The organism is Pectobacterium parvum, from assembly GCF_020971565.1.
Lineage (GTDB): Bacteria > Pseudomonadota > Gammaproteobacteria > Enterobacterales > Enterobacteriaceae > Pectobacterium > Pectobacterium polare.
In genome coordinates, this window is the sequence record NZ_CP087392.1 from 4,512,146 (window position 1) to 4,532,268 (window position 20,123).

Annotated in this window: 21 protein-coding genes; 8 read left to right on the forward strand and 13 right to left on the reverse strand. The window is 49.6% G+C overall.

Annotation, left to right across the window (positions count from 1 at the left end):
• The first annotated feature begins 9 nt into the window (after window positions 1-9).
• Window positions 10-1,428 carry a glutamate synthase small subunit gene (locus LOZ86_RS20325; protein WP_039482283.1) on the forward strand — a complete coding sequence of 473 codons (1,419 nt, stop codon included), beginning with the start codon at window positions 10-12 and terminating at the stop codon, window positions 1,426-1,428.
• Between the two features lie 82 nt (window positions 1,429-1,510).
• Here LOZ86_RS20325 and LOZ86_RS20330 read toward each other — a convergent pair whose 3' ends face one another.
• A complete protein-coding gene (locus LOZ86_RS20330; RefSeq protein ID WP_039482285.1) occupies window positions 1,511-1,924 on the reverse strand; it encodes a GFA family protein in 414 nt (137 codons plus the stop codon).
• A 377-nt stretch (window positions 1,925-2,301) separates the two neighbouring features.
• On the opposite strand from LOZ86_RS20330, the gene LOZ86_RS20335 reads away from it, so the two are divergent.
• The gene (locus LOZ86_RS20335) at window positions 2,302-3,075 is read left to right on the forward strand and encodes a (S)-acetoin forming diacetyl reductase (protein WP_039482288.1); all 774 of its coding nucleotides are present in this window, start codon (window positions 2,302-2,304) and stop codon (window positions 3,073-3,075) included.
• Window positions 3,076-3,133: 58 nt separating this feature from the next.
• Here LOZ86_RS20335 and sspB read toward each other — a convergent pair whose 3' ends face one another.
• From sspB to LOZ86_RS20355, 4 genes are all read right to left on the reverse strand, one after another.
• Window positions 3,134-3,637, reverse strand: coding sequence for a ClpXP protease specificity-enhancing factor (gene sspB / locus LOZ86_RS20340; protein ID WP_039512754.1), 504 nt, complete (start codon window positions 3,635-3,637; stop codon window positions 3,134-3,136).
• A gap of 5 nt (window positions 3,638-3,642) precedes the next feature.
• The gene (sspA, locus tag LOZ86_RS20345; RefSeq protein WP_005975503.1) at window positions 3,643-4,284 is read right to left on the reverse strand and encodes a stringent starvation protein SspA; all 642 of its coding nucleotides are present in this window, start codon (window positions 4,282-4,284) and stop codon (window positions 3,643-3,645) included.
• A gap of 418 nt (window positions 4,285-4,702) precedes the next feature.
• Window positions 4,703-5,947 carry an enolase C-terminal domain-like protein gene (locus tag LOZ86_RS20350; RefSeq protein ID WP_039482294.1) on the reverse strand — a complete coding sequence of 415 codons (1,245 nt, stop codon included), beginning with the start codon at window positions 5,945-5,947 and terminating at the stop codon, window positions 4,703-4,705.
• 337 nt (window positions 5,948-6,284) lie between these two features.
• Window positions 6,285-6,989 (reverse strand): FadR/GntR family transcriptional regulator, encoded by a 705-nt coding sequence (locus LOZ86_RS20355; RefSeq protein WP_039482295.1) that lies wholly within the window; start codon window positions 6,987-6,989, stop codon window positions 6,285-6,287.
• A 180-nt stretch (window positions 6,990-7,169) separates the two neighbouring features.
• Here LOZ86_RS20355 and LOZ86_RS20360 point away from each other — a divergent pair, with 180 nt between their 5' ends.
• The 3 genes from LOZ86_RS20360 to LOZ86_RS20370 all read left to right on the forward strand — a co-directional run bounded on the left by LOZ86_RS20360 (window position 7,170) and on the right by LOZ86_RS20370 (window position 10,640).
• Entirely contained in the window at window positions 7,170-7,943 is a 774-nt protein-coding gene (locus LOZ86_RS20360) for an SDR family oxidoreductase (RefSeq protein ID WP_010296684.1), read from the forward strand.
• A gap of 108 nt (window positions 7,944-8,051) precedes the next feature.
• On the forward strand, window positions 8,052-9,098 hold the full coding sequence (idnD, locus tag LOZ86_RS20365; RefSeq protein ID WP_039482298.1) for an L-idonate 5-dehydrogenase: 1,047 nt from the start codon (window positions 8,052-8,054) through the stop codon (window positions 9,096-9,098).
• A gap of 213 nt (window positions 9,099-9,311) precedes the next feature.
• Window positions 9,312-10,640 carry an MFS transporter gene (locus LOZ86_RS20370; RefSeq protein WP_039482301.1) on the forward strand — a complete coding sequence of 443 codons (1,329 nt, stop codon included), beginning with the start codon at window positions 9,312-9,314 and terminating at the stop codon, window positions 10,638-10,640.
• 168 nt (window positions 10,641-10,808) lie between these two features.
• Here LOZ86_RS20370 and rpsI read toward each other — a convergent pair whose 3' ends face one another.
• The 3 genes from rpsI to zapE all read right to left on the reverse strand — a co-directional run bounded on the left by rpsI (window position 10,809) and on the right by zapE (window position 13,024).
• The gene (gene rpsI / locus LOZ86_RS20375) at window positions 10,809-11,201 is read right to left on the reverse strand and encodes a 30S ribosomal protein S9 (RefSeq protein WP_010280182.1); all 393 of its coding nucleotides are present in this window, start codon (window positions 11,199-11,201) and stop codon (window positions 10,809-10,811) included.
• A 15-nt stretch (window positions 11,202-11,216) separates the two neighbouring features.
• Entirely contained in the window at window positions 11,217-11,645 is a 429-nt protein-coding gene (gene rplM / locus LOZ86_RS20380; RefSeq protein ID WP_005975488.1) for a 50S ribosomal protein L13, read from the reverse strand.
• A gap of 236 nt (window positions 11,646-11,881) precedes the next feature.
• On the reverse strand, window positions 11,882-13,024 hold the full coding sequence (gene zapE / locus LOZ86_RS20385; protein WP_161546703.1) for a cell division protein ZapE: 1,143 nt from the start codon (window positions 13,022-13,024) through the stop codon (window positions 11,882-11,884).
• Between the two features lie 215 nt (window positions 13,025-13,239).
• On the opposite strand from zapE, the gene zapG reads away from it, so the two are divergent.
• From zapG to degS, 3 genes are all read left to right on the forward strand, one after another.
• On the forward strand, window positions 13,240-13,644 hold the full coding sequence (zapG, locus tag LOZ86_RS20390; RefSeq protein ID WP_111778773.1) for a Z-ring associated protein ZapG: 405 nt from the start codon (window positions 13,240-13,242) through the stop codon (window positions 13,642-13,644).
• A 530-nt stretch (window positions 13,645-14,174) separates the two neighbouring features.
• A complete protein-coding gene (degQ, locus tag LOZ86_RS20395) occupies window positions 14,175-15,545 on the forward strand; it encodes a serine endoprotease DegQ (RefSeq protein WP_039512752.1) in 1,371 nt (456 codons plus the stop codon).
• Between the two features lie 136 nt (window positions 15,546-15,681).
• Entirely contained in the window at window positions 15,682-16,776 is a 1,095-nt protein-coding gene (gene degS / locus LOZ86_RS20400) for an outer membrane-stress sensor serine endopeptidase DegS (RefSeq protein WP_039512751.1), read from the forward strand.
• 99 nt (window positions 16,777-16,875) lie between these two features.
• On the opposite strand, the gene murA is transcribed toward degS, so the two are convergent.
• From murA to mlaD, 5 genes are all read right to left on the reverse strand, one after another.
• Window positions 16,876-18,138: a UDP-N-acetylglucosamine 1-carboxyvinyltransferase gene (gene murA / locus LOZ86_RS20405; RefSeq protein ID WP_039512749.1), complete on the reverse strand. Its 1,263-nt coding sequence runs from the start codon at window positions 18,136-18,138 to the stop codon at window positions 16,876-16,878.
• Window positions 18,139-18,221: 83 nt separating this feature from the next.
• A complete protein-coding gene (gene ibaG / locus LOZ86_RS20410) occupies window positions 18,222-18,476 on the reverse strand; it encodes a BolA family iron metabolism protein IbaG (protein WP_010280170.1) in 255 nt (84 codons plus the stop codon).
• Between the two features lie 134 nt (window positions 18,477-18,610).
• Complete coding sequence (gene mlaB, locus LOZ86_RS20415; protein WP_039482510.1) at window positions 18,611-18,901, reverse strand: lipid asymmetry maintenance protein MlaB; 291 nt, start codon at window positions 18,899-18,901, stop codon at window positions 18,611-18,613.
• A gap of 13 nt (window positions 18,902-18,914) precedes the next feature.
• Window positions 18,915-19,544 carry a phospholipid-binding protein MlaC gene (gene mlaC, locus LOZ86_RS20420; RefSeq protein ID WP_039482310.1) on the reverse strand — a complete coding sequence of 210 codons (630 nt, stop codon included), beginning with the start codon at window positions 19,542-19,544 and terminating at the stop codon, window positions 18,915-18,917.
• Between the two features lie 12 nt (window positions 19,545-19,556).
• Window positions 19,557-20,123 carry an outer membrane lipid asymmetry maintenance protein MlaD gene (gene mlaD, locus LOZ86_RS20425; protein WP_039482312.1) on the reverse strand — a complete coding sequence of 189 codons (567 nt, stop codon included), beginning with the start codon at window positions 20,121-20,123 and terminating at the stop codon, window positions 19,557-19,559.

The window sequence follows — 20,123 nt, forward strand, 5'->3', positions numbered from 1 at the left end:
GAGGTCATCATGAGTCAGAATGTTTACCAGTTTATCGACTTACAGCGCGTTGATCCGCCCAAGAAGCCGCTGAAGATTCGTAAAATTGAATTTGTTGAGATCTACGAGCCGTTCTCAGAAAGCCAGTCCAAAGCCCAGGCAGACCGCTGCCTGGCGTGCGGAAACCCTTACTGTGAGTGGAAGTGTCCGGTACATAACTACATCCCGAACTGGCTGAAGCTGGCGAACGAAGGCCGCATTATTGAAGCGGCTGAGTTATCGCACCAGACCAACAGCCTGCCGGAAGTCTGCGGTCGCGTATGCCCGCAGGACCGTCTGTGCGAAGGGTCTTGTACGCTGAATGATGAATTTGGCGCGGTCACCATCGGCAACATCGAACGCTATATCAATGATAAAGCGATAGAGATGGGCTGGAAGCCAAGCGTTGCCAACGTCAAACCGACCGGCAAACGCGTCGCCATCATTGGCGCGGGTCCGGCAGGGCTGGCGTGTGCCGACGTGCTGGCACGCAGTGGCGTACAGGCTGTCGTGTTCGATCGTCACCCTGAGATCGGTGGCCTGCTGACCTTCGGTATCCCTTCTTTCAAGCTGGAAAAAGAAGTGATGGTGAAACGTCGTGAGATCTTCACCGAGATGGGTATCGAATTCCGTCTGAATACCGAAGTCGGCAAAGACGTGCAGATGAAAGCGCTGCTGGACGAGTACGATGCGGTATTCCTCGGCGTCGGCACCTATCAGTCTATGCGTGGCGGATTGGATAATGAAGACGCTCAGGGTGTCTACGATGCGCTGCCGTTCCTGATCGCTAACACCAAGCAGCTGATGGGCTTTGAAGCCGCAGTAGACGAGCCTTACATCAGCATGCAAGGTAAACGCGTTGTGGTGCTGGGCGGTGGTGACACCGCGATGGACTGCGTGCGTACATCGATTCGTCAGGGCGCAACGCACGTTACCTGTGCCTATCGTCGTGATGAAGAGAACATGCCGGGTTCTAAACGCGAAGTGAAAAACGCGCGTGAAGAAGGCGTCGAGTTCAAATTCAACCTGCAACCGTTAAGCGTCGAGATCAATGGCGCGGGCAAAGTGTGTGGCGTGAAAATGGCGCGTACCGCACTGGGCGTACCGGATGCCAACGGGCGTCGTCGTCCTGAAATCGTAGAGGGTTCCGAGCACGTTCTGGAAGCCGATGCGGTCATCATGGCGTTTGGCTTCCGTCCGCACAAAATGGCGTGGCTGGCAGAACATGACGTCAAGCTGGACGATCAAGGTCGCATTGTCGCACCAGAAAGTTGCGATAACGCGTTCCAGACCAGTAACCCGAAAATTTTTGCGGGTGGCGATGCAGTACGCGGTTCCGATCTGGTGGTTACGGCCATCGCAGAAGGTCGTAAAGCCGCTGACGGTATCATGAACTATCTGGAAGTATAGAAACACATCTCGTCTCTTGAGGGCAGCGCTAGCTGCCCTTTTCTTTTTCAGCCTTCACCCGATTCAGTCTTTATTTGAATACTCAATCTTTACCTGAATACAGGTCTATCACATCCTGTTCCGTCAGCATCGGTGTTTTCTCAGCAAGCGAGTAGTAGCTCGGTTTCTTATCAATATAAATCTGCGATACCAACGTTTTATTGGTCTCGTCAGCAAAAAGCCCCGCCGGAATATGATAAGTACCACCGCTACGCAGCCGATAGAACAGGTGCGTTCCACATACGCGGCAAAAACCGCGCTCGGCCCATTCCGATGACTGCCAGACCGTAATATTTTCCTCACCCTCGATGGCAATCGCCGGATCCGTACATTCAATAGCCATGAGCGGACCACCGCCCCACGTCTGGCACATTCCACAGTGGCAGGCATCGACCTGACTCACCGAATACGCCGTGGAAATCGTCACGCCACCACATAAACAACGACCTTGATGCATTGCTCACTCTCCTGAGTTTTCGTTCTGGAATCGCAATACCCCATAAAAAGGGTATTACCGCCAGTTTCGGTTATAGCATAGGTTATATACGCGCTTTTTCTTATTCTCAGGAAGTTGGACAATGTTCAACGTTCAATCGATATTCCCCTAAGGCCGCAGCAAGAAAATGAAATAAGTCGCACCGTAGCAATCGATGGCCAACGTACTCCACTTATTTCCTCGGAATATCACACCAGACAGGCTAATAAAAACTTCATCTTTCCACTGGGTTATAAAGAACCTTTCGTAATAAATCCTGCAATATCACGCTAAAGACCTACACTTACCTCCGGCATTAATTTGTCTTTATTGAGATTGGATTTCATTAAGGAGGAAATATGACAGTCGAAGTGGCTCTTGTAACAGGAGCCGGTCAAGGTATTGGCCGCGCTATTGCTCTCAGACTGGCGGCAGACGGTTTTGCCGTCGCCATCGTGGACTATAACCAAGAAACCGCACACAGCGTCGCGCAGGAAATCGAAAAATCCGGCGGGCAGGCCATCGCACTACAGGCGGACGTCGCGGATCGTGAGGCGGTTTTCGCTGCGGTTGCCGCAACCAAAAAGCGCTTTGGTGACTTTAACGTCATCGTCAATAACGCTGGTGTAGCACCTTCAACCCTGATTGAAGACATCATGCCAGACGTTGTCGATCGCGTTTATAACATCAACGTCAAAGGCGTTATCTGGGGGATTCAGGCTGCGCTCGATGCCTTCAAATCTCTGGGTCACGGCGGCAAAATTATCAATGCCTGTTCGCAGGCTGGGCATGTAGGCAACCCTGAACTCGCCGTCTACAGCTCAAGTAAATTCGCGGTTCGTGGCTTAACGCAAACGGCCGCCCGCGATTTAGCGCCGCTGGGCATCACGGTCAATGGTTACTGTCCGGGTATCGTAAAAACGCCAATGTGGGATGAAATTGATCGGAAGATCTCCGAATCCGCAGGGAAACCGCGTGGCTATGCGACGGAAGAGTTCGCCAAACGCATCACGCTGGGCCGCCTTTCCGAGCCGGAAGATGTCGCTGCCTGCGTGTCCTATCTGGCCAGCCACGATTCCGACTATATGACGGGACAATCGCTATTGATTGATGGCGGAATGGTGTTCAATTAACCGTATAGTCAGCGAATAACGGGAATAAGAAAGGGCACCACAAGGGTGCCCTTAAACATTACTTCACGACCCGTAGCGACGGTCGGCCACCTTTAGGCGGCGGTGGTGGTTCATTATCAGAACCCGAGCCATCGTCAGGCGCTTCAGAATCAGATGAGCTATCGACAATCGACATGATCGTCCCTGAAGCGGGTGCGCCTTCCTGAAAGTCTTTATATTCACCTACAGATTCGTAAGCAGGTTCGGACTCAAACATCGTTCCAGCACCGTTCTCACGTGCATAAATCGCCATGACGGCCGCCATCGGCACATAAACCTGACGTGGTACGCCGCCAAAACGGGCATTGAAACGAACGCTGTCATCAGCTAACTCAAGGCCGCCAACAGCGCGTGGTGCGATATTCAGCACGATCTGGCCGTCACGGGCGAACTCCATCGGCACCATAACATCCGGCAGAGTGACATCTACCACCAGATGAGGCGTTAATTGGTTATCCAGCAACCAATCATAAAAAGCCCGTAATAAATACGGACGACGCGGAGACAGTTGAGACAACGCCATACGGTTTAACCTCGGGTTTGCAAACGCATTTCACGTTCCACTTCCGTCAGGGAAGCCAGGAACGCATCACGCTCAAAGACGCGAGTCATGTAGCCTTTCAGCTCTTTCGCGCCCGAACCACTCAGTTCAATACCTAACTGCGGCAGACGCCACAGCAGCGGAGCCAGATAGCAATCCACCAGGCTGAACTCTTCGCTCATGAAGTAAGGCGCTTCATTGAACACAGGGGCAATGGCCAGCAGTTCTTCACGCAATTGCTTACGTGCTGCGTCCGCTTCCTGAGCGCTACCGTGCGTAATTTTCTTCAGCAAAGAATACCAGTCGCTCTCAATGCGGTGCATCATCAGGCGGCTGTTACCGCGCGCAACCGGATAGACAGGCATTAACGGCGGATGAGGAAAACGTTCATCCAGATACTCCATGATAATACGGGATTCATAGAGCGTCAGTTCGCGATCGACCAGCGTTGGCACGGAACCGTAAGGATTGAGGTCAATAAGATCCTGAGGCAGATTATCCATGTCTACCTGCTCAATCTCGACACTCACACCCTTTTCCGCCAATACGATGCGGACCTGATGGCTAAAAATGTCGGATGGACCAGAAAACAGCGTCATTACCGAACGTTTGTTGGCAGCGACAGCCATGAAAACCTCCAAGTTTATCGAGAAAATATGGCGAATAACCGCGCAGTCAGTAACCTGCAAACCGCTATTCGAAATGCTGCTTGCCAATGTGTGTAAACGTCACCGGACAAAATCCGGCTGTTTTAAACCGCTACACGATAGCTTACACACAGGCACAAAATCGGCGGATAGCTTATCAGATTTTGTTCGTTTTGTGGGGATATAAGCGGATAATCTTATTTAACAAAATGATAAGTAAGAGTTTTTTTATTAAATACAAATTTTTCATCTGCAATAGCGAAGGCCAAGCAACGCCGCCAGAGAATAATCAATCCCCGGTATTGGCCTGCGTTGAAGCGTCAAACGCCTAGAAGCCGACGAGGGCCGTCGGCTTCTAAGTAATCGAAATTAAAGCAAATTGATGCCGTTAAGCCGATGATTAAGGTCGTGCCGCAGTGCCATCTGGCAAGCGTGCATTCGTCCATGACGGCAATCCGCCTTCAACAGGGAATTGCTTCGCTTTGTGCTCATCGATATCAATTCCTAATCCTGGCTTATCGTTCAGGTACGCGTATCCGCCTTCAATATCCGGGCAGCCAGGGAAAACGTCCCGTAGAGCCTCATTCATCGGCGTATATTCTTGAATACCCAGATTAGTAATACTCATATCAATGTGCATATTCGCGACTACGCCAATAGGGGAAATATCACCCGGGCCATGCCAGGCGGTTCTCACGCCATGAAACTCGGCAAGTGTCGCCAGTTTTTTGGCTGGTGTAATCCCACCGATCATACTGATATGGCAGCGAATAAAATCAATCAGATGATTGGTTATCAGGTGTTTGTATTCGGCAACATGAACAAACAGTTCTCCCATCGCGATTGGGGTGGATGTTTGTTGGCGCATCACGCTAAGGAAATCAACATTCTCTGGCGCGACGGGGTCTTCAAGATAAAAGAGCTTGTAATCTTCCAGAGACTTCGCCATTTGCAACGCGGTAACCGGCGATACCCGTTCATGAACATCATGAATAAATTCAACATCAAACCCAATCTTATTGCGCAGATGATCGAAAAAGGCCGGAATGCTTCTGGCATAAGCATCAGGGTCGAAATAAATACCGGGCGTCTTCGTTCTTGGTGAGCGCTTCGGCGTGATATTGGCTTTATCCAACTGAGTGGCAATCAGTTTGAGGTCTTCCGTCCCCGCTCCACCGTACATGCCCATCTGACAACGAACATACTGGTACCCTTCTTCCATTGCCGCACGGATGTTATCTTCCGCCGCAACCGCATCCGCACCATCGCAATGACGATAAAGCGGAATACCGTCACGGCATTTGCCGCCCAGCAATTCATAGACCGGCAGGTTAGCGACTTTGCCCTTGATATCCCACAGCGCCATATCGATAGCCGAGATCGCATTGTTCATCACCGGCCCATTTCGCCAATAGCCGCTCACGACAGCAGACTGCCAGATATCTTCAATACGAGAAGGATCTTTCCCGATCAGGAAAGGCTTCATGTACTCATTAATGGCCGCTTCAACCGCGAAAATACGTTGGGTAAAGGTCGCACATCCCAAACCGTATAAGCCGTCCTGATTGGTTTCGACCTTGACGACCACCAGATCAATGCCACCCGGTGCCGTTAGAATAGTCTTTACGTTTGTTACCTTTATCATTCAAAAACTCCTGTGATAGCCACAATCAGATTATGTAGAATCTCATTTGTTGTATGACATCATATCTCTTGAGGTATTACTATCAAAAGAAAAAAATAAAAGCAACTTATATCGAAGAGAAAACAGGGAAGTACAGCGGGCTGAAGGGGATGTCACTAAAGGTAATAATTTTAATAAATTAGATAAATAGTGGGTCACTACGGGCACATTTCAGATACAAAAATATCGCGAAGTAATATCAATTTCCGATGCTGTAAAGCAAGCACCGGCAGGCCGTTACTGACATACGAATAAAAGAAGCGGTAAGCGGCCTGAGAAATAGGGCGATATTTACGCGTTAGTTATTATCAAGGTTGTTAATCATAACAATGTTACATTCCATTGCCTGATCCAGACATAGCTTAGCGGTTTCAATATCACGGTTTTTGATCGCCATAAAAATTTTGATATGCGCGTCAATACTATCTAACGTGATGCCTAATACACGGTTTAACTCTTCCAGATAGAAATAGTACATACCTTTCACATACTTAATGGCATGTGAAAACACTTTATTGTGCGCCGCATTGATAATCGCCATGTGGAAATCCAGGTCGGCCTGAGAGTATTTTTTATAGTCGTTTTTGTTGACCAGCATTCGGTTAAGTGCATCTTCTATAAGAGCAATATCTTCATCCGTTGCATTTTTTGCCGCCAGCTCGATGCACTTAAATTCCACCGTTTGCCGAAACACCATCATGTCCATGAATTCACCTTTCGTCAGGTGAAGAATCGGCTTGTCATTCGCCTGCATACGGAAGCTTTCAAGTTCATTTGAAACAAAAGAACCTCGACCATGTTTGGTATAGATGATTCCCAGGTTCCTCAATTTTTGAACCGCACTGCGAATACTCGTTCTACTTACTTCAAAAGCTTCACTTAATTCAAACTCAGACGGTAATTTCTCACCCTGTTTCCACTCGCCGCTGAGTATCTTTTTCTGCATCTTCTGATAGACGGCTTCAGCAATATTATTTCTTGGTATTGATTCTATATTGTCCATAACGCCTCAAATCAATTATTGGAATCATGATCACAAAAAAACGCTTTGACTGTTGATTGAAGTATAACAAAGGGACACCATCACTTCCACTCGTTAGTTGTATGACGACATGATGTATGACAATACTACCTCTTAAAAAATAACCTATTCACCGCTCAATAATCAGTTAAGGAGTTGATAATGGATGCCGCAAAACTATTTGATCTATCAGGGAAAACTGCACTCATTACCGGTTCTGCAAGAGGCCTCGGCTTTTCCTATGCAGAAGGACTCGCATCAGCGGGTGCCGCCATTGTACTCAGCGACATCAGAGAGGAAACGCTGAACGAGGCGGTACAAAAGCTAACGGCAAAGGGCTATAACGCCAAAGGTTACGTGATTGATGTCTCAAAAGAAGACCAGATCGTCAATGCATTCAACCTGATGGATGCCGCTGGTATAGAAATCGACATTGTGATTAATAACGCAGGGATCCAGCATCGTCAACCGTTAGTCGACCTCGCGCTACAGGACTGGCAGCGCGTCATGGACATTCACCTGACAGGGACATTCCTCGTATCCCGCGAGGCTGCAATCCGCATGATAAAACGCGGTCGTGGCGGCAAATTTATCAATATCTGTTCACTGACCAGTGAACAAGCACGTCCTACCGTCGCACCTTATACCGCCGCTAAAGGCGGAATCAAAATGTTGACGCGCTCCATGTCGGCGGAATGGGCAGAATATAACATTCAAGCGAACGCAATCGGCCCCGGCTACATCCTGACCGACATGAATGAAGCCTTGATTAAAGATGTTGAGTTCGATAAGTGGGTCAAAAGTAGCAACCCAACTAAACGCTGGGGAAAAACCGAAGAACTTATCGGTACGGCTATTTTCCTGTCTGCTGATGCATCGAATTATATCAATGGTCAGGTCATCTATGTCGATGGCGGATGGTTAGCAGTACTCTGATTCTCAGGAATCGATATTCGTCAGGATGATTGATAAGTCAACGTGTGGTTTTAATTCTCTCCACCGCGACAAAGGAAAACCACACTATATTATTTTAGAGGTATCAAGATGAAACAAGATACGCTTACCTTTGATGCATGTATTGTCCATGGAAAAAAAGACGTAAAAGTAGAAAGTCGTGAGCTGACTTATACCGAAAATGATATTGTCGTTAACGTTGAGTGCGGTGGTATTTGTGGTTCAGACATTCATTATTATCATGAAGGCCATGCTGGTTTATCTGTAATAAAACATCCCATGGTCATTGGTCACGAATTCGTTGGCAGAATTCATCAGGCACCTGCCAATAGCCAATTAAAAGTCGGCCAAAAAGTGGCGATCAATCCTTCCCAGCCTTGCAACAAATGTGAGTATTGTCTGGAAGGCAAGCAGAACGAATGCCCCAGTATGCGATTCATGGGAAGCGCCCAATTTAATCCGCACGTACACGGCGGTTTTGCTCAATATGTCACGGTTTCCGCACAGCAGTGCTATCCCTATGACGAAAATGTCCCTTCGCAAATTATGGCACTTGCGGAACCAACGGCGGTTGTTATTCATGCCATCAACGTCGCAGGCAGCCTAGTCGGTAAAAAAGTTCTGGTCATCGGTGCGGGTCCTATTGGTGCTTTGACGATTGCCGCAGCGAAAGCCTCAGGCGCCGTAGAGATTGTTGCATCCGACATCAGTGAACGGTGCAGAAACATCGCGCTGGAAATGGGAGCCGATGCCTCCGTCAATCCGCTTGATGAAAGTGCAATGGAAATCTATAACCAAAATAAAGGCTACTTTGATGTGACATTCGAGGCCAGCGGTGCGCCTGCGGCAATCGCCTCATCGGTCTTTGCGACGCGCCCTAATGGTTTGATTGTACAAATTGGTATGGGACCAAGCCCTGTTCAATATCCTGTTGCACAAATGCTAGTAAAAGAACTCACGTGGAAAGGATCATTCCGATTCATTAATGAGTTTGCTACTGCGGTTAAATGGCTGGAGAAAGGTATTATAAATCCACAACCTATTATCTCCGCTGAATATTCTTATCATGATGTTGAAGATGCATTAATTGCTGCGAGTGATAAAAATATTTCCTCAAAAGTACTCGTTAAATTTTAATAAAGACATCACCTTTAATTTTAAATCGGAAGAATACGGCAAAGGAATGCTGACAATACGCTGTTGACCAAAAATCAAGATGTGGTGTTTTTCTTATTCTTCTACCGACTAATTATTTCCACACCTTGTCTGGAAATGATTTTTCGTGTGTGCCACCAGGTATTTATACCTCACCACATATTGAATTAAATCTAATAATCATATGGTGACACTATGAACTCATCTCCAGTTAAAGTTAAAAGAAGCACCTCCGATCTTGCCAGGGCATCCGTTTCTGGCTGGCTCGGTACCACACTAGAATTCATGGATTTCCAGCTCTATTCTCTTGGTGCCGCACTGGTCTTCCATGAAATTTTCTTCCCTGAACAATCGGCTGCTATGGCATTAATTCTCGCGATGGGAACCTACGGTGCAGGATACATTGCCCGTATTGTCGGTGCCGTCTTCTTCGGGAAAATGGGAGATAGAGTAGGCAGGAAAAAGGTCCTGTTTATTACCATTGCATTAATGGGTGTTTGTACCACATTAATAGGCGCACTCCCGACTTACCAGCAGGTTGGTATTCTGGCACCGATTCTATTGGTATTGCTCAGAGTGATTCAGGGACTGGGTGCCGGTGCAGAGATCTCTGGTGCCAGTACCATGCTGGCAGAATATGCGCCTAAGGGTAAAAAAGGCATTATTGCCTCGCTGGTTGCAATGGGAACCAACTGCGGAACCTTGAGTGCAACGGCCATTTGGGCTGCGATGTTTTACCTCTTTAGCAATGAAGAAATCATTGATTGGGCGTGGCGTCTTCCCTTCCTTGCGAGTTTCGTGGTGATGGGGTTTGCTATCTGGTTACGTCTGAATCTGAAAGAAAGCCCAGTATTTGAAGGGGTACAGGAAACAAAAGAAGTCGCCCACCAGCCCACTCCTTTTTGGTCTTTGCTAAAAGGGAAAGCGTTTTGGATTGCAACAGGCCTTCGCTTCGGACAGGCGGGGAACTCGGGCATTATCCAGACTTTCCTGGCTGGCTACATGGTACAAACGCTACTCTTTAACAAGGCCGTTCCAACCGATGCCATCATGATTAGTTCAGTCATCGGCTTTCTGACAATCCCATTGCTGGGGTGGCTATCAGATAGAATCGGACGCCGCATTCCTTATATTATCCTGACGCTGGGCTCTATTCTTCTCGCTTATCCGATGATTTCAATCATTGTGAATAAAGAGCAGGCAGTTGCCACGATAACGGTATGCTTAATCCTCATTCATAACATCGCAGTGTTGGGGCAAGCCGCTATCGAAGGGATCACGATGGCAGAGATGTTCGGTTCAAAAAACCGCTTCTCCCAAATGGCAATTTCCAAAGAAATCGGTGGGTTATTCGCTACCGGGCTCGGTCCTTTGTTAGCGGGTATTTTTTGCCAAATAACGGGGTCGTGGTATCCCATCGTTGTGATGCTAATTTGCTACTCCTGCATTGGCTTGCTATCCGCCCTTTTGATGCCAGAAGTCAAAGATCGCGATCTGCATGATGTAAGAAACGCAACGGAATAGCAGACACCATCGCAGTAAAGGTAAACGCTAAATTCTAAATGCAAAAGACCACCTCAATAGGTGGTCTTTTGCATTGGTAGCCTAGCCTAAAGCGCGGCTGAGACATAAAAAAACCCGGTGACCAGCACCGGGTTTTTTGCATTGATTTCGCTGCAAAGCAGCCAGAAATTAACGCTTGGAGAACTGAGGACGACGACGTGCTTTACGCAGGCCGACTTTCTTACGTTCAACCTGACGAGCATCACGAGTAACGAAACCAGCTTTACGCAGTTCGCTACGCAGAGACTCATCATACTCCATCAGAGCGCGGGTGATACCGTGACGGATCGCACCAGCCTGACCAGAGATACCACCACCTTTAACGGTGATGTACAGATCAAATTTACCAACCATGTCGACCAGTTCAAGCGGCTGACGAACTACCATGCGGGCAGTTTCGCGACCGAAGTACTGTTCCAGACTACGCTGGTTGATAACGATGTTACCGTTGCCCGGTTTGATGAACACGCGAGCGGCGGAGCTTTTGCGGCGACCAGTGCCGTAGTATTGATTTTCAGCCATTGCCTATAATCCCGATTAAATGTCCAGAACTTGCGGTTGCTGTGCCGCGTGATTGTGCTCGGTGCCCGCGTAAACTTTCAGTTTACGGAACATAGCACGACCCAACGGGCCCTTCGGCAGCATGCCTTTAACCGCGATTTCAATCACACGCTCAGGACGGCGGGCAATCATCTCTTCAAAGGTCGCTTGTTTAATACCACCGATGTGACCGGTGTGATGATAATAAATCTTGTCAGTACGCTTGTTGCCAGTTACAGCAACTTTGTCAGCGTTCAGAACGATGATGTAATCACCCGTATCAACGTGCGGGGTATATTCCGCTTTATGCTTGCCGCGCAGACGACGAGCCAGTTCAGTAGCGAGACGGCCTAAAGTTTTACCGTTCGCATCAACAACGTACCAGTCACGTTTTACGGTCTCTGGTTTAGCTGTAAAAGTTTTCATTAAAAGCTTACCCAATAATTAGTTACACGTTGGTGAACACCCGAACGCTCGAAAACAGTTGAGGCTCACACGACCATCAAGTCCAGCAAACCTACCCCTTCGAATAGCCATTGCCGGCACTATAAAGTTTTTGGGAAAAAAACTTTGTTGTAACGTGGGGTCGCAAGATTATAGAGAAGTCATTCTTAAAAATCGACCCTTTTTCACTCGAAAATGACGAAAAGCCATCGTCTGCGTTACGCCAAATGGGGTTGACGCAAATACTCTTCGCTTTGCATTTCCTGCAAACGGGATAAACAACGCTGATATTCAAATTTCAGGTGTTCTCCCTGATAGATTTCAAACATCGATGCCTGCGCAGAAATAATCAATTTGATACGGCGATCGTAGCACTCGTCCACCAGCGCCAGAAAACGGCGGGCGGTGTTCTCTTCCTTCGTTTCCATCACCGTCACATTGTGCAACAGCATTGTGTGGTAGAGACGCGACAGTGCGATGTAATCATTCTGGCTACGTGCTTCAGTACACAGCGTGTGGAAATCGACCGCCAATACGCCGTCGCTCACGCCAAGTGTCGATAACGGACGATGATTGATCTCCAGCACTGGCCCTGGCGTCTGCCACTGTTTCCCGGTCAGGCGGGTAAACATCTGCTGCATCGCAGCATCCGTTTCTTCATTCAGCGGCGAGAGATAAAGGTGTGCCTGCGTCAGCGTACGCAGACGATAATCGATACCCGCATCGACATTACGCACTTCACAATACTGCTTAATCAGCTCAATCGCAGGCAGAAAACGCGCGCGTTGCAGCCCATTACGGTAGAGATCGTCTGGCGGAATATTCGACGTCGCCACCAGCGCAATGCCGCGAGCAAACAGCGCACGCAGCAGTTCAGCCAGCAGCATCGCATCGGTAATATCAGAGACGAAAAACTCATCGAAGCACAGCACATCCGTTTCGGCTTTAAAACCGTCGGCCACTTTCTCCAGCGGATTTTCCTGCCCTTGATACTGGTTCAGTTCTTCATGCACACGCAGCATAAAACGATGGAAGTGCAGACGCATCTTGCGCTCAGCGGGCAGACTGTGGAAGAACATATCCATCAGCCAGGTTTTCCCCCTCCCGACGCCGCCCCACATGTACAGCCCTTGAACTGGCGCAGATTCACGTTTATCACGCCGCCCCAGCCAGCTACGCCATTTCCCCACGCGTTCAGATGTCCCAGCAGCAGCACGCTCGCCTAGTGCCTGATGTATCGCGTCCAGACGCACAACGGTTTGCCGCTGCACCTCATCCGGCTGATATTCACCCGCGGCAAGCGCCTGCTGATAGCGTGCCAAGGGTGTTGTTTGCTGCCGTGTTTTCTGTGGAGTAGCCATCGCAATCCCTGAGAAAAAAGTTAGTTGTATTTTGCTGTGTGTTGCCGTCGATTTAAGCCGTAATCGTCGCAGTTAACAACCTTGATGTCTGCGATAGGTCAACATTCCTTTCCGTCATCGAGTATCAGGATTCCACTCAGGCAAGGTTAGCGGTTATAGTGACTATTATTAAGTGAAAAACCCTACGGGACAACGACGTCAAAATAGGAGCGATTATGACTTGGGAGTATGCGCTGATAGGTTTAGTTGTCGGTATTATTGTTGGTGCTGTCGCCATGCGCTTTGGTAACCGTAAGTTACGGCAACAGCAGGTATTGCAAAATGAGCTGGAGAAAAGCAAAACCGAACTGGAAGACTATCGTCAGGAATTGGTGGGTCACTTCGCCCGTAGTGCGGAGTTGTTGGATAACATGGCGGATGATTATCGTCAGCTTTATCAGCACATGGCGAAAAGCTCCAGTAGCCTGTTGCCCCATGTTCCCGGCCAGGATAATCCGTTTAAATATCGTCTGACCGAGTCAGAAGCGGATAATGACCAAGCTCCGGTGAACATGCCGCCACGTGATTATTCCGATGGTGCATCAGGCCTGCTGCGGAGCGAACGCCCGATTCGCAAATAATATCAACTAATTATGCCCTAAATAATTCGGACTGTAGGAAGGCCGCACAAGAGAGGGTCAAATTCGTCGGGAACGAATTTGACCAGCCAACGGCTTGCCTCCGGTGAGAGACAGGATGTCTCTCCCTCATCCCGATGAGCTTACCCAAGTAAGTGATTCGGGTGACAAATCTGCCTGGAGCAGATTTGAACGCTGCTTGCAGCGGCCCCAACGGGGCGAGGCTCATGGATGAGCCGAGTAACGGACGCAGCCAACACACCTACAGCTTGAAGTATGACGGGTATAACGTGAGGTTTTCTGGCCTCACGTTTTCCCTTCTCTTGTTCTACGCTTAAAGCGCTTGTACGTTTAAGACACGCGCCGCAGGCTGTCATCGCTAGATAACTCACTGTATAAAAGCGATAGTTACAATCTGCTGACGAAACAGCAGTGAACTTTACACATTGATCGCCAGTCTGACTCTTCACCGTGTCTTTAAGTTTATATATGATCGTTTTATTCATCCGCAGGCCGTGAGAGAGTTAATAACAATGAAAGAAACATCATTATTATTTAGTGCACTGGCAATGAGTATTGGTTTGACCCTGTCCACGCTTCCCGCAGCGAATGCTGCGCTGCCTGCCGTGGTTCAAGGCCAACAGACGCCAAGCCTGGCCCCGATGCTGGAAAAAGTCTTGCCAGCCGTCGTCAGCGTGCACGTTGAAGGTACACAGGTACAGCGCCAGCGCGTACCAGAAGAGTTCAAATTCTTCTTTGGTCCGAACTTCCCAACAGACAAACAAAATACTCGTCCGTTTGAAGGGCTAGGCTCCGGCGTCATTATTGATGCAGCAAAAGGTTATGTGCTCACCAACAATCACGTCATCAATAACGCCGATAAAATCCGCGTCCAGCTCAATGACGGACGTGAGTATGAGGCAAAGCTGATTGGTCGTGACGAGCAGACCGATATCGCCCTGCTACAGCTGAATAATGCCAAAAATCTGGTCTCTGTAAAAATGGCCGACTCCGATCAACTGCGCGTTGGTGATTTCGCCGTTGCCGTAGGTAACCCATTCGGCCTTGGTCAAACCGCAACGTCCGGTATTATCTCCGCGCTGGGACGTAGCGGCCTGAATCTTGAAGGGTTGGAAAACTTCATCCAGACCGATGCGTCCATCAACCGCGGTAACTCCGGCGGTGCGTTGGTTAACCTCAACGGTGAACTGATCGGTATCAATACGGCTATCCTCGCACCGGGTGGCGGGAACATCGGCATCGGCTTCGCTATACCCAGCAACATGGCGCAGAACCTAGCGCAGCAGCTGGTTGAATTTGGCGAGGTCAAGCGCGGGCTACTGGGTATTAAAGGTAGCGAAATGACGTCTGAGATGGCGAAAGCCTTCAACGTCGATGCACAGCGCGGTGCTTTCGTCAGCGAAGTCTTACCGAAATCTGCCGCAGCCAAAGCCGGTATCAAGGCAGGCGACGTGTTGACGACGTTAGATGGTAAACCGATCAGCAGCTTTGCAGAACTGAGAGCCAAAGTTGGGACTACTGCGCCGGGCAAGACCGTGAAAATCGGCCTGCTGCGTGATGGTAAACCGCAGGAAGTGTCCGTCGTGCTGGATAACAGCTCATCGGCTTCAACCAGCGCCGAAACGCTTTCACCGTCATTACAGGGTGCCTCTCTGACAAATGGCCAATTGAAAGACGGCAGCAAAGGCGTGCAGATTGATAACGTCGCCAAAGACACCCCAGCCGCCCAGGTTGGTCTGCAAAAAGGCGATATCATCATCGGCGTAAACCGCGAGCGTATTGAAAACATCACGCAACTACGCAAACTGCTGGAAGCGAAACCTTCCGTTCTGGCACTGAATATCGTCCGGGGCGAAGAAACGATTTATCTGCTGCTACGTTAATTACTTGCCGTCTTTTTCGGCAGCTTAACTGGCCAGAACATCGCTGATGTTAAAAAATCGGACACCGAGCCATGCGGTGTCCGAACTTCTCATGATATCCTCCCGTTATCTCCTCTTTCCACAGTAAATCACGGCCATGCTCGCTAAGTTATTACGTTCAGCACTCTTTGGTGCCCTCGTCGCCGGTATTATTCTGGCCGTACTGCCCTTTGTCGGGTCTGGCACGTCGTTTCTGAAAGGCAATGATAAAAATAATGGTTCGCCCATAAGCTACCATCAGGGTGTCAGCCATGCGGCTCCTGCTGTGGTGAACGTTTATAACCGGGTTGCCAAGGAGGGTAAACCCAACGAAGTCGCTATTCATCCTCTCGGCTCCGGCGTCATCATGAATGAAAAAGGGTACATTTTAACCAACAAGCATGTGATTAATAACGTGCAACAAATCCAGATAGAGCTATCAGACGGCAGGCTGTACGAAGCCCGCGTGATCGGTTCCGATAGCCTGACCGACCTAGCCGTGTTGCAAATTGATGGCGTCAATCTGCCCGTTATTCCCATGAATCCAGACCGTATACCGCACGTCGGCGATATCGTGATGGCGATCGGCAACCCTTATAATCTGGGGCAAACCGTCACGCAGGGCGTCATCAGCGCCACGGGTCGCGTCAGCCTCAGCGCTTATGGGCAACAAAGAAGCCAGGTAGGACGCCAGAACTTGCTGCAAACCGATGCATCGATTAACCACGGAAATTCCGGCGGTGCGCTGGTCAACACGCTCGGTGAACTGGTCGGTATTAATACCCTTTCTTTTGATAAAAGCAGCAATGGTGAAACACCAGAAGGCATTAGCTTCGCGATACCTGTGGCACTAGCCACCAAGGTGATGGGCAAACTCATCCGCGATGGTCGCGTAGTGCGTGGCTATATTGGCGTCAACGGTGTGCAGATCGAGAACATTGAAAACAGCACGTTGACCAACAATCGTGATGCACAGGATAGATTGAGCGGTATTCTTGTTCAGACTATCGACCTAGATGGACCGGCGGATAAAGCGGGTATTCGTGTCGAAGACGTCATCGTTAGCGTGAACAATAAGCCTGCACGCTCGATTATTGAAACCATGGAGCAGGTTTCGGAAATACGCCCCGGCACCGTCATTCCAGTCGCGATTGTGCGTGATAAAAAGCAAATCACGCTACAGATGACGATTCAGGAATTTCCCCCCCAATAACAGTATGTAGGATCAGTCGAAAGGGTCACATCGGCAGGTAAACAAGAAACCGGGTGGGAACCCACCCAGTTGACGGAATCTAATTCAGCTGAAACCCGCTTACTCGCGCTCTTTAACGCGCTCGATGTTCGCACCTAATCCACGCAGCTTGTCTTCGATGCGGTCATAGCCACGATCGATATGATAAATACGATCGACTATCGTCACACCTTCTGCGATACAGCCCGCTAATACCAGACTGGCTGACGCACGTAAGTCGGTCGCCATCACCTGCGCACCAGACAGCTTATCAACGCCGTGGCAAATTACCGTATTGCTCTCAATTTCCGCCTGTGCGCCCATACGGATAAGCTCAGGCACGTGCATGAAGCGGTTTTCGAAGATGGTTTCGGTAATCACGCCCGTCCCTTCCGCAACCAGATTCAGCAGGCTGAACTGCGCCTGCATATCGGTCGGGAACCCCGGATGCGGCGACGTGCGAACGGTAACCGCTTTTGGACGCTTACCGTGCATATCCAGACTGATCCAGTCTTCGCCAATTTCGATCTCCGCGCCCGCTTCGCGCAGCTTCGCCAATACCGCATCCAACGTATCAGGACGGGTATTGCGACAGATAATCTGACCGCGAGATACCGCAGCCGCGACCAGGAATGTCCCAGTTTCAATACGGTCAGGCACCACGCGGTAGACACCGCCGCCCAGACGCGCAACGCCTTCAATGGTGATTTTATCCGTACCTGCACCGCTGATTTTCGCACCCAGCGTATTCAGGAAGTTTGCCGTATCGACAATCTCTGGTTCACGCGCCGCGTTCTCAATAATCGTGGTGCCTTCTGCCAGCGTTGCCGCGCTCATGATGGTGACCGTGGCACCTACGCTCACTTTATCCATCACGATGTGCGCACCTTTCAGGCGGCCATCAACCGTCGCTTTGACATAGCCTTCTTCCAGTACGATCTGCGCACCGAGCTGCTCAAGGCCGTAAATGTGCAAATCTACCGGGCGCGCGCCAATCGCACAGCCGCCGGGCAGCGAGACCTGACCTTGACCAAAACGCGCCACCAGCGGCCCTAAAGCCCAAATAGAGGCGCGCATGGTTTTCACCAGATCGTACGGCGCACAGAACACGTTTACATCGCTGGCATCCACATGGACGGAACCGTTACGCTCAACGCGCGCACCCAACTGACCCAGCAGCTTCATGGTGGTATCAATATCGCGTAGTTTCGGTACGTTCTGAATTTCTACCGGCTCTTCTGCGAGTAACGCAGCGAACAGGATGGGCAACGCAGCATTCTTGGCGCCGGAAATGGTCACTTCCCCCGCTAAGCGGGTTGGGCCCTGAACACGAAATTTATCCATAGTCTTTGTATCTCGATGTCTTAATTCAATATGTCGTCACACTGATATCAGCAGTTTATTCCCACTCGTACGGGGAATAATACTTAGAAGCCGTTCAGTTTACGGTCGCGTTGCCACTCTTCCGGCGTGTAAGCCTTGATCGACAGCGCATGAATACGGTTATCCGCGATGTACTCCATCAGCGGCGCATAAACAGCCTGCTGTTTTTTTACTCGGCTCATTCCAGCAAAAAGTCCGCCCACTACGATGACCTGAAAATGGCTGCCATCACCAGAAACATGGGCTTCTTCCAGTGCCAATGCGTTCATCAGCACGTCTTTAATTTCGTTATTTTCCATCGCTCTCGATTTCTATGTCAGGGGGAGATGATTTACAGGGAGGTATCTTAGATGAATATGGCGCTATCTTAAACAAAGAATGCGCCCCTTCAGACGATGCCTAAAGGGGCGAATCTAGTAACCCGCGTTACGGTTTAAGACACAGGAATGATTTCATTCAGGTTATAGAGCGCAATGAGCGTTTTTAGCCGATCGCTGGCACCGACAATCGCTATCTCTCCGCCTGAAGATGGCTGCTGATAAACGTGCATCAGCAATGCTAACCCGGCAGAATCAACGCGATTTAATCCAGACACATCCAGCGTGGTTTTACCCGCCAGCAACGATTCACGCTGCTGCCAGAACGGTAACAGCGTTTCACGATCCAGATCGCCCGTTAACGCCAGCGTGGAGTCCTGCGCTTGCCAGTTCAATGCGTTCACCATGTTCACACCCAAATTACTTTTTCTGATCCAACGTGATGGTCTGCTTCGCCGAGGATTCCAGTTGTTTAGTCAGGCCATCCACGCCGTTCTGACGCAATATTGCCGCCCACTCGTTCTGCTTGGTGGTGATCATACTGACACCTTCGGCAATCATGTCGTATGCCTGCCAGTTACCGGTTTTACTGTTTTTACGCCATTGGAAATCGAGACGTATCGGAGGACGGCCGCCGTTATCAGTGATGGTGACGCGAATGGAAACGATATCGGCATTGCCCAGCGGCTGTTCAGGAGCGATCTGATAAGACTGCCCGTTATACATCGCCAACGCCTGTCCGTAAGCCTGCTCCAGATAAGCTTCAAACGCTTTGAAATAGGCATCACGCTGAGCCGGTGTCGAATCTTTGTAGTAACGGCCCAGAACCAGCGCACCGGCGTATCTCACCTGAACATATGGCAGCAGCTCTTCACGTACGACCGTACGCAAATAATCAGGATTTTGTTTGATTTTTGGCTGTTCATTCTTTAAACGATCAAAAGTTTTTTCCGCCGCTTCATTCATTAAACGATAGGGATTCGTTTGATCCACCGCGTTGGCTAATGGCGCGACCACCAGTAAAGCCACCATCAGTAAACGTTTAAACATGCAGATATCCTCTTATGGATGTGAAGGAACAGGTTCGTTGTTGTGTTCAGGGGTTGCCGCAGGATTGGCACCCGGCTCCGAACCCGATTGACCGGCATTATCTTCGCTATTGCTACCGCTCTTATATAGGAATTGGCCGATGAGGTCTTCAAGCACCATCGCTGATTTGGTGTCCTGAATCACACCACCGTCTTTCAGGATCGCGGTGCCCATTTCCTCATCTTCAAACCCAATGTTCAGTGCCAGATACTGTTCGCCCAGCAAGCCAGAGGTACGAATGGCCAGAGAACTGGTATCAGGAATATGATCGTAGCGCTGCTGAATATCCATTGCCACACGCGGCAGGTACGTTTTCTCGTCCAGCGAAATATCCGCTACGCGGCCAACAACCACGCCGCCAATTCTGATCGGAGAACGCGCCTTCAGCCCGCCAATGTTGTCAAACGTCGCATACAGGCGGTACGTCGGCTCGTTACCAATCGATTTGAGATCGGCGACTTTCAGACATAAAAAGAGGATAGCAGCCAGCGCGATCAACATAAACACACCAACCCAGACTTCAGTTTTCTTTGTTTGCAT

Coding starts and splice junctions, on each gene's coding strand:
- LOZ86_RS20325 (WP_039482283.1), top strand. CDS start 10: ATGAGTCAGAATGTTTACCAGTTTATCGACTTACAGCGCGTTGATCCG.
- zapE (WP_161546703.1), bottom strand. CDS start 13,024: ATGGCTACTCCACAGAAAACACGGCAGCAAACAACACCCTTGGCACGC.
- zapG (WP_111778773.1), top strand. CDS start 13,240: ATGACTTGGGAGTATGCGCTGATAGGTTTAGTTGTCGGTATTATTGTT.
- ibaG (WP_010280170.1), bottom strand. CDS start 18,476: ATGGAAAATAACGAAATTAAAGACGTGCTGATGAACGCATTGGCACTG.
- degQ (WP_039512752.1), top strand. CDS start 14,175: ATGAAAGAAACATCATTATTATTTAGTGCACTGGCAATGAGTATTGGT.
- sspA (WP_005975503.1), bottom strand. CDS start 4,284: ATGGCTGTCGCTGCCAACAAACGTTCGGTAATGACGCTGTTTTCTGGT.
- LOZ86_RS20350 (WP_039482294.1), bottom strand. CDS start 5,947: ATGATAAAGGTAACAAACGTAAAGACTATTCTAACGGCACCGGGTGGC.
- LOZ86_RS20360 (WP_010296684.1), top strand. CDS start 7,170: ATGGATGCCGCAAAACTATTTGATCTATCAGGGAAAACTGCACTCATT.
- idnD (WP_039482298.1), top strand. CDS start 8,052: ATGAAACAAGATACGCTTACCTTTGATGCATGTATTGTCCATGGAAAA.
- murA (WP_039512749.1), bottom strand. CDS start 18,138: ATGGATAAATTTCGTGTTCAGGGCCCAACCCGCTTAGCGGGGGAAGTG.
- rplM (WP_005975488.1), bottom strand. CDS start 11,645: ATGAAAACTTTTACAGCTAAACCAGAGACCGTAAAACGTGACTGGTAC.
- rpsI (WP_010280182.1), bottom strand. CDS start 11,201: ATGGCTGAAAATCAATACTACGGCACTGGTCGCCGCAAAAGCTCCGCC.
- degS (WP_039512751.1), top strand. CDS start 15,682: ATGCTCGCTAAGTTATTACGTTCAGCACTCTTTGGTGCCCTCGTCGCC.
- LOZ86_RS20330 (WP_039482285.1), bottom strand. CDS start 1,924: ATGCATCAAGGTCGTTGTTTATGTGGTGGCGTGACGATTTCCACGGCG.
- LOZ86_RS20355 (WP_039482295.1), bottom strand. CDS start 6,989: ATGGACAATATAGAATCAATACCAAGAAATAATATTGCTGAAGCCGTC.
- mlaD (WP_039482312.1), bottom strand. CDS start 20,123: ATGCAAACAAAGAAAACTGAAGTCTGGGTTGGTGTGTTTATGTTGATC.
- mlaC (WP_039482310.1), bottom strand. CDS start 19,544: ATGTTTAAACGTTTACTGATGGTGGCTTTACTGGTGGTCGCGCCATTA.
- LOZ86_RS20370 (WP_039482301.1), top strand. CDS start 9,312: ATGAACTCATCTCCAGTTAAAGTTAAAAGAAGCACCTCCGATCTTGCC.
- LOZ86_RS20335 (WP_039482288.1), top strand. CDS start 2,302: ATGACAGTCGAAGTGGCTCTTGTAACAGGAGCCGGTCAAGGTATTGGC.
- mlaB (WP_039482510.1), bottom strand. CDS start 18,901: ATGGTGAACGCATTGAACTGGCAAGCGCAGGACTCCACGCTGGCGTTA.
- sspB (WP_039512754.1), bottom strand. CDS start 3,637: ATGGCGTTGTCTCAACTGTCTCCGCGTCGTCCGTATTTATTACGGGCT.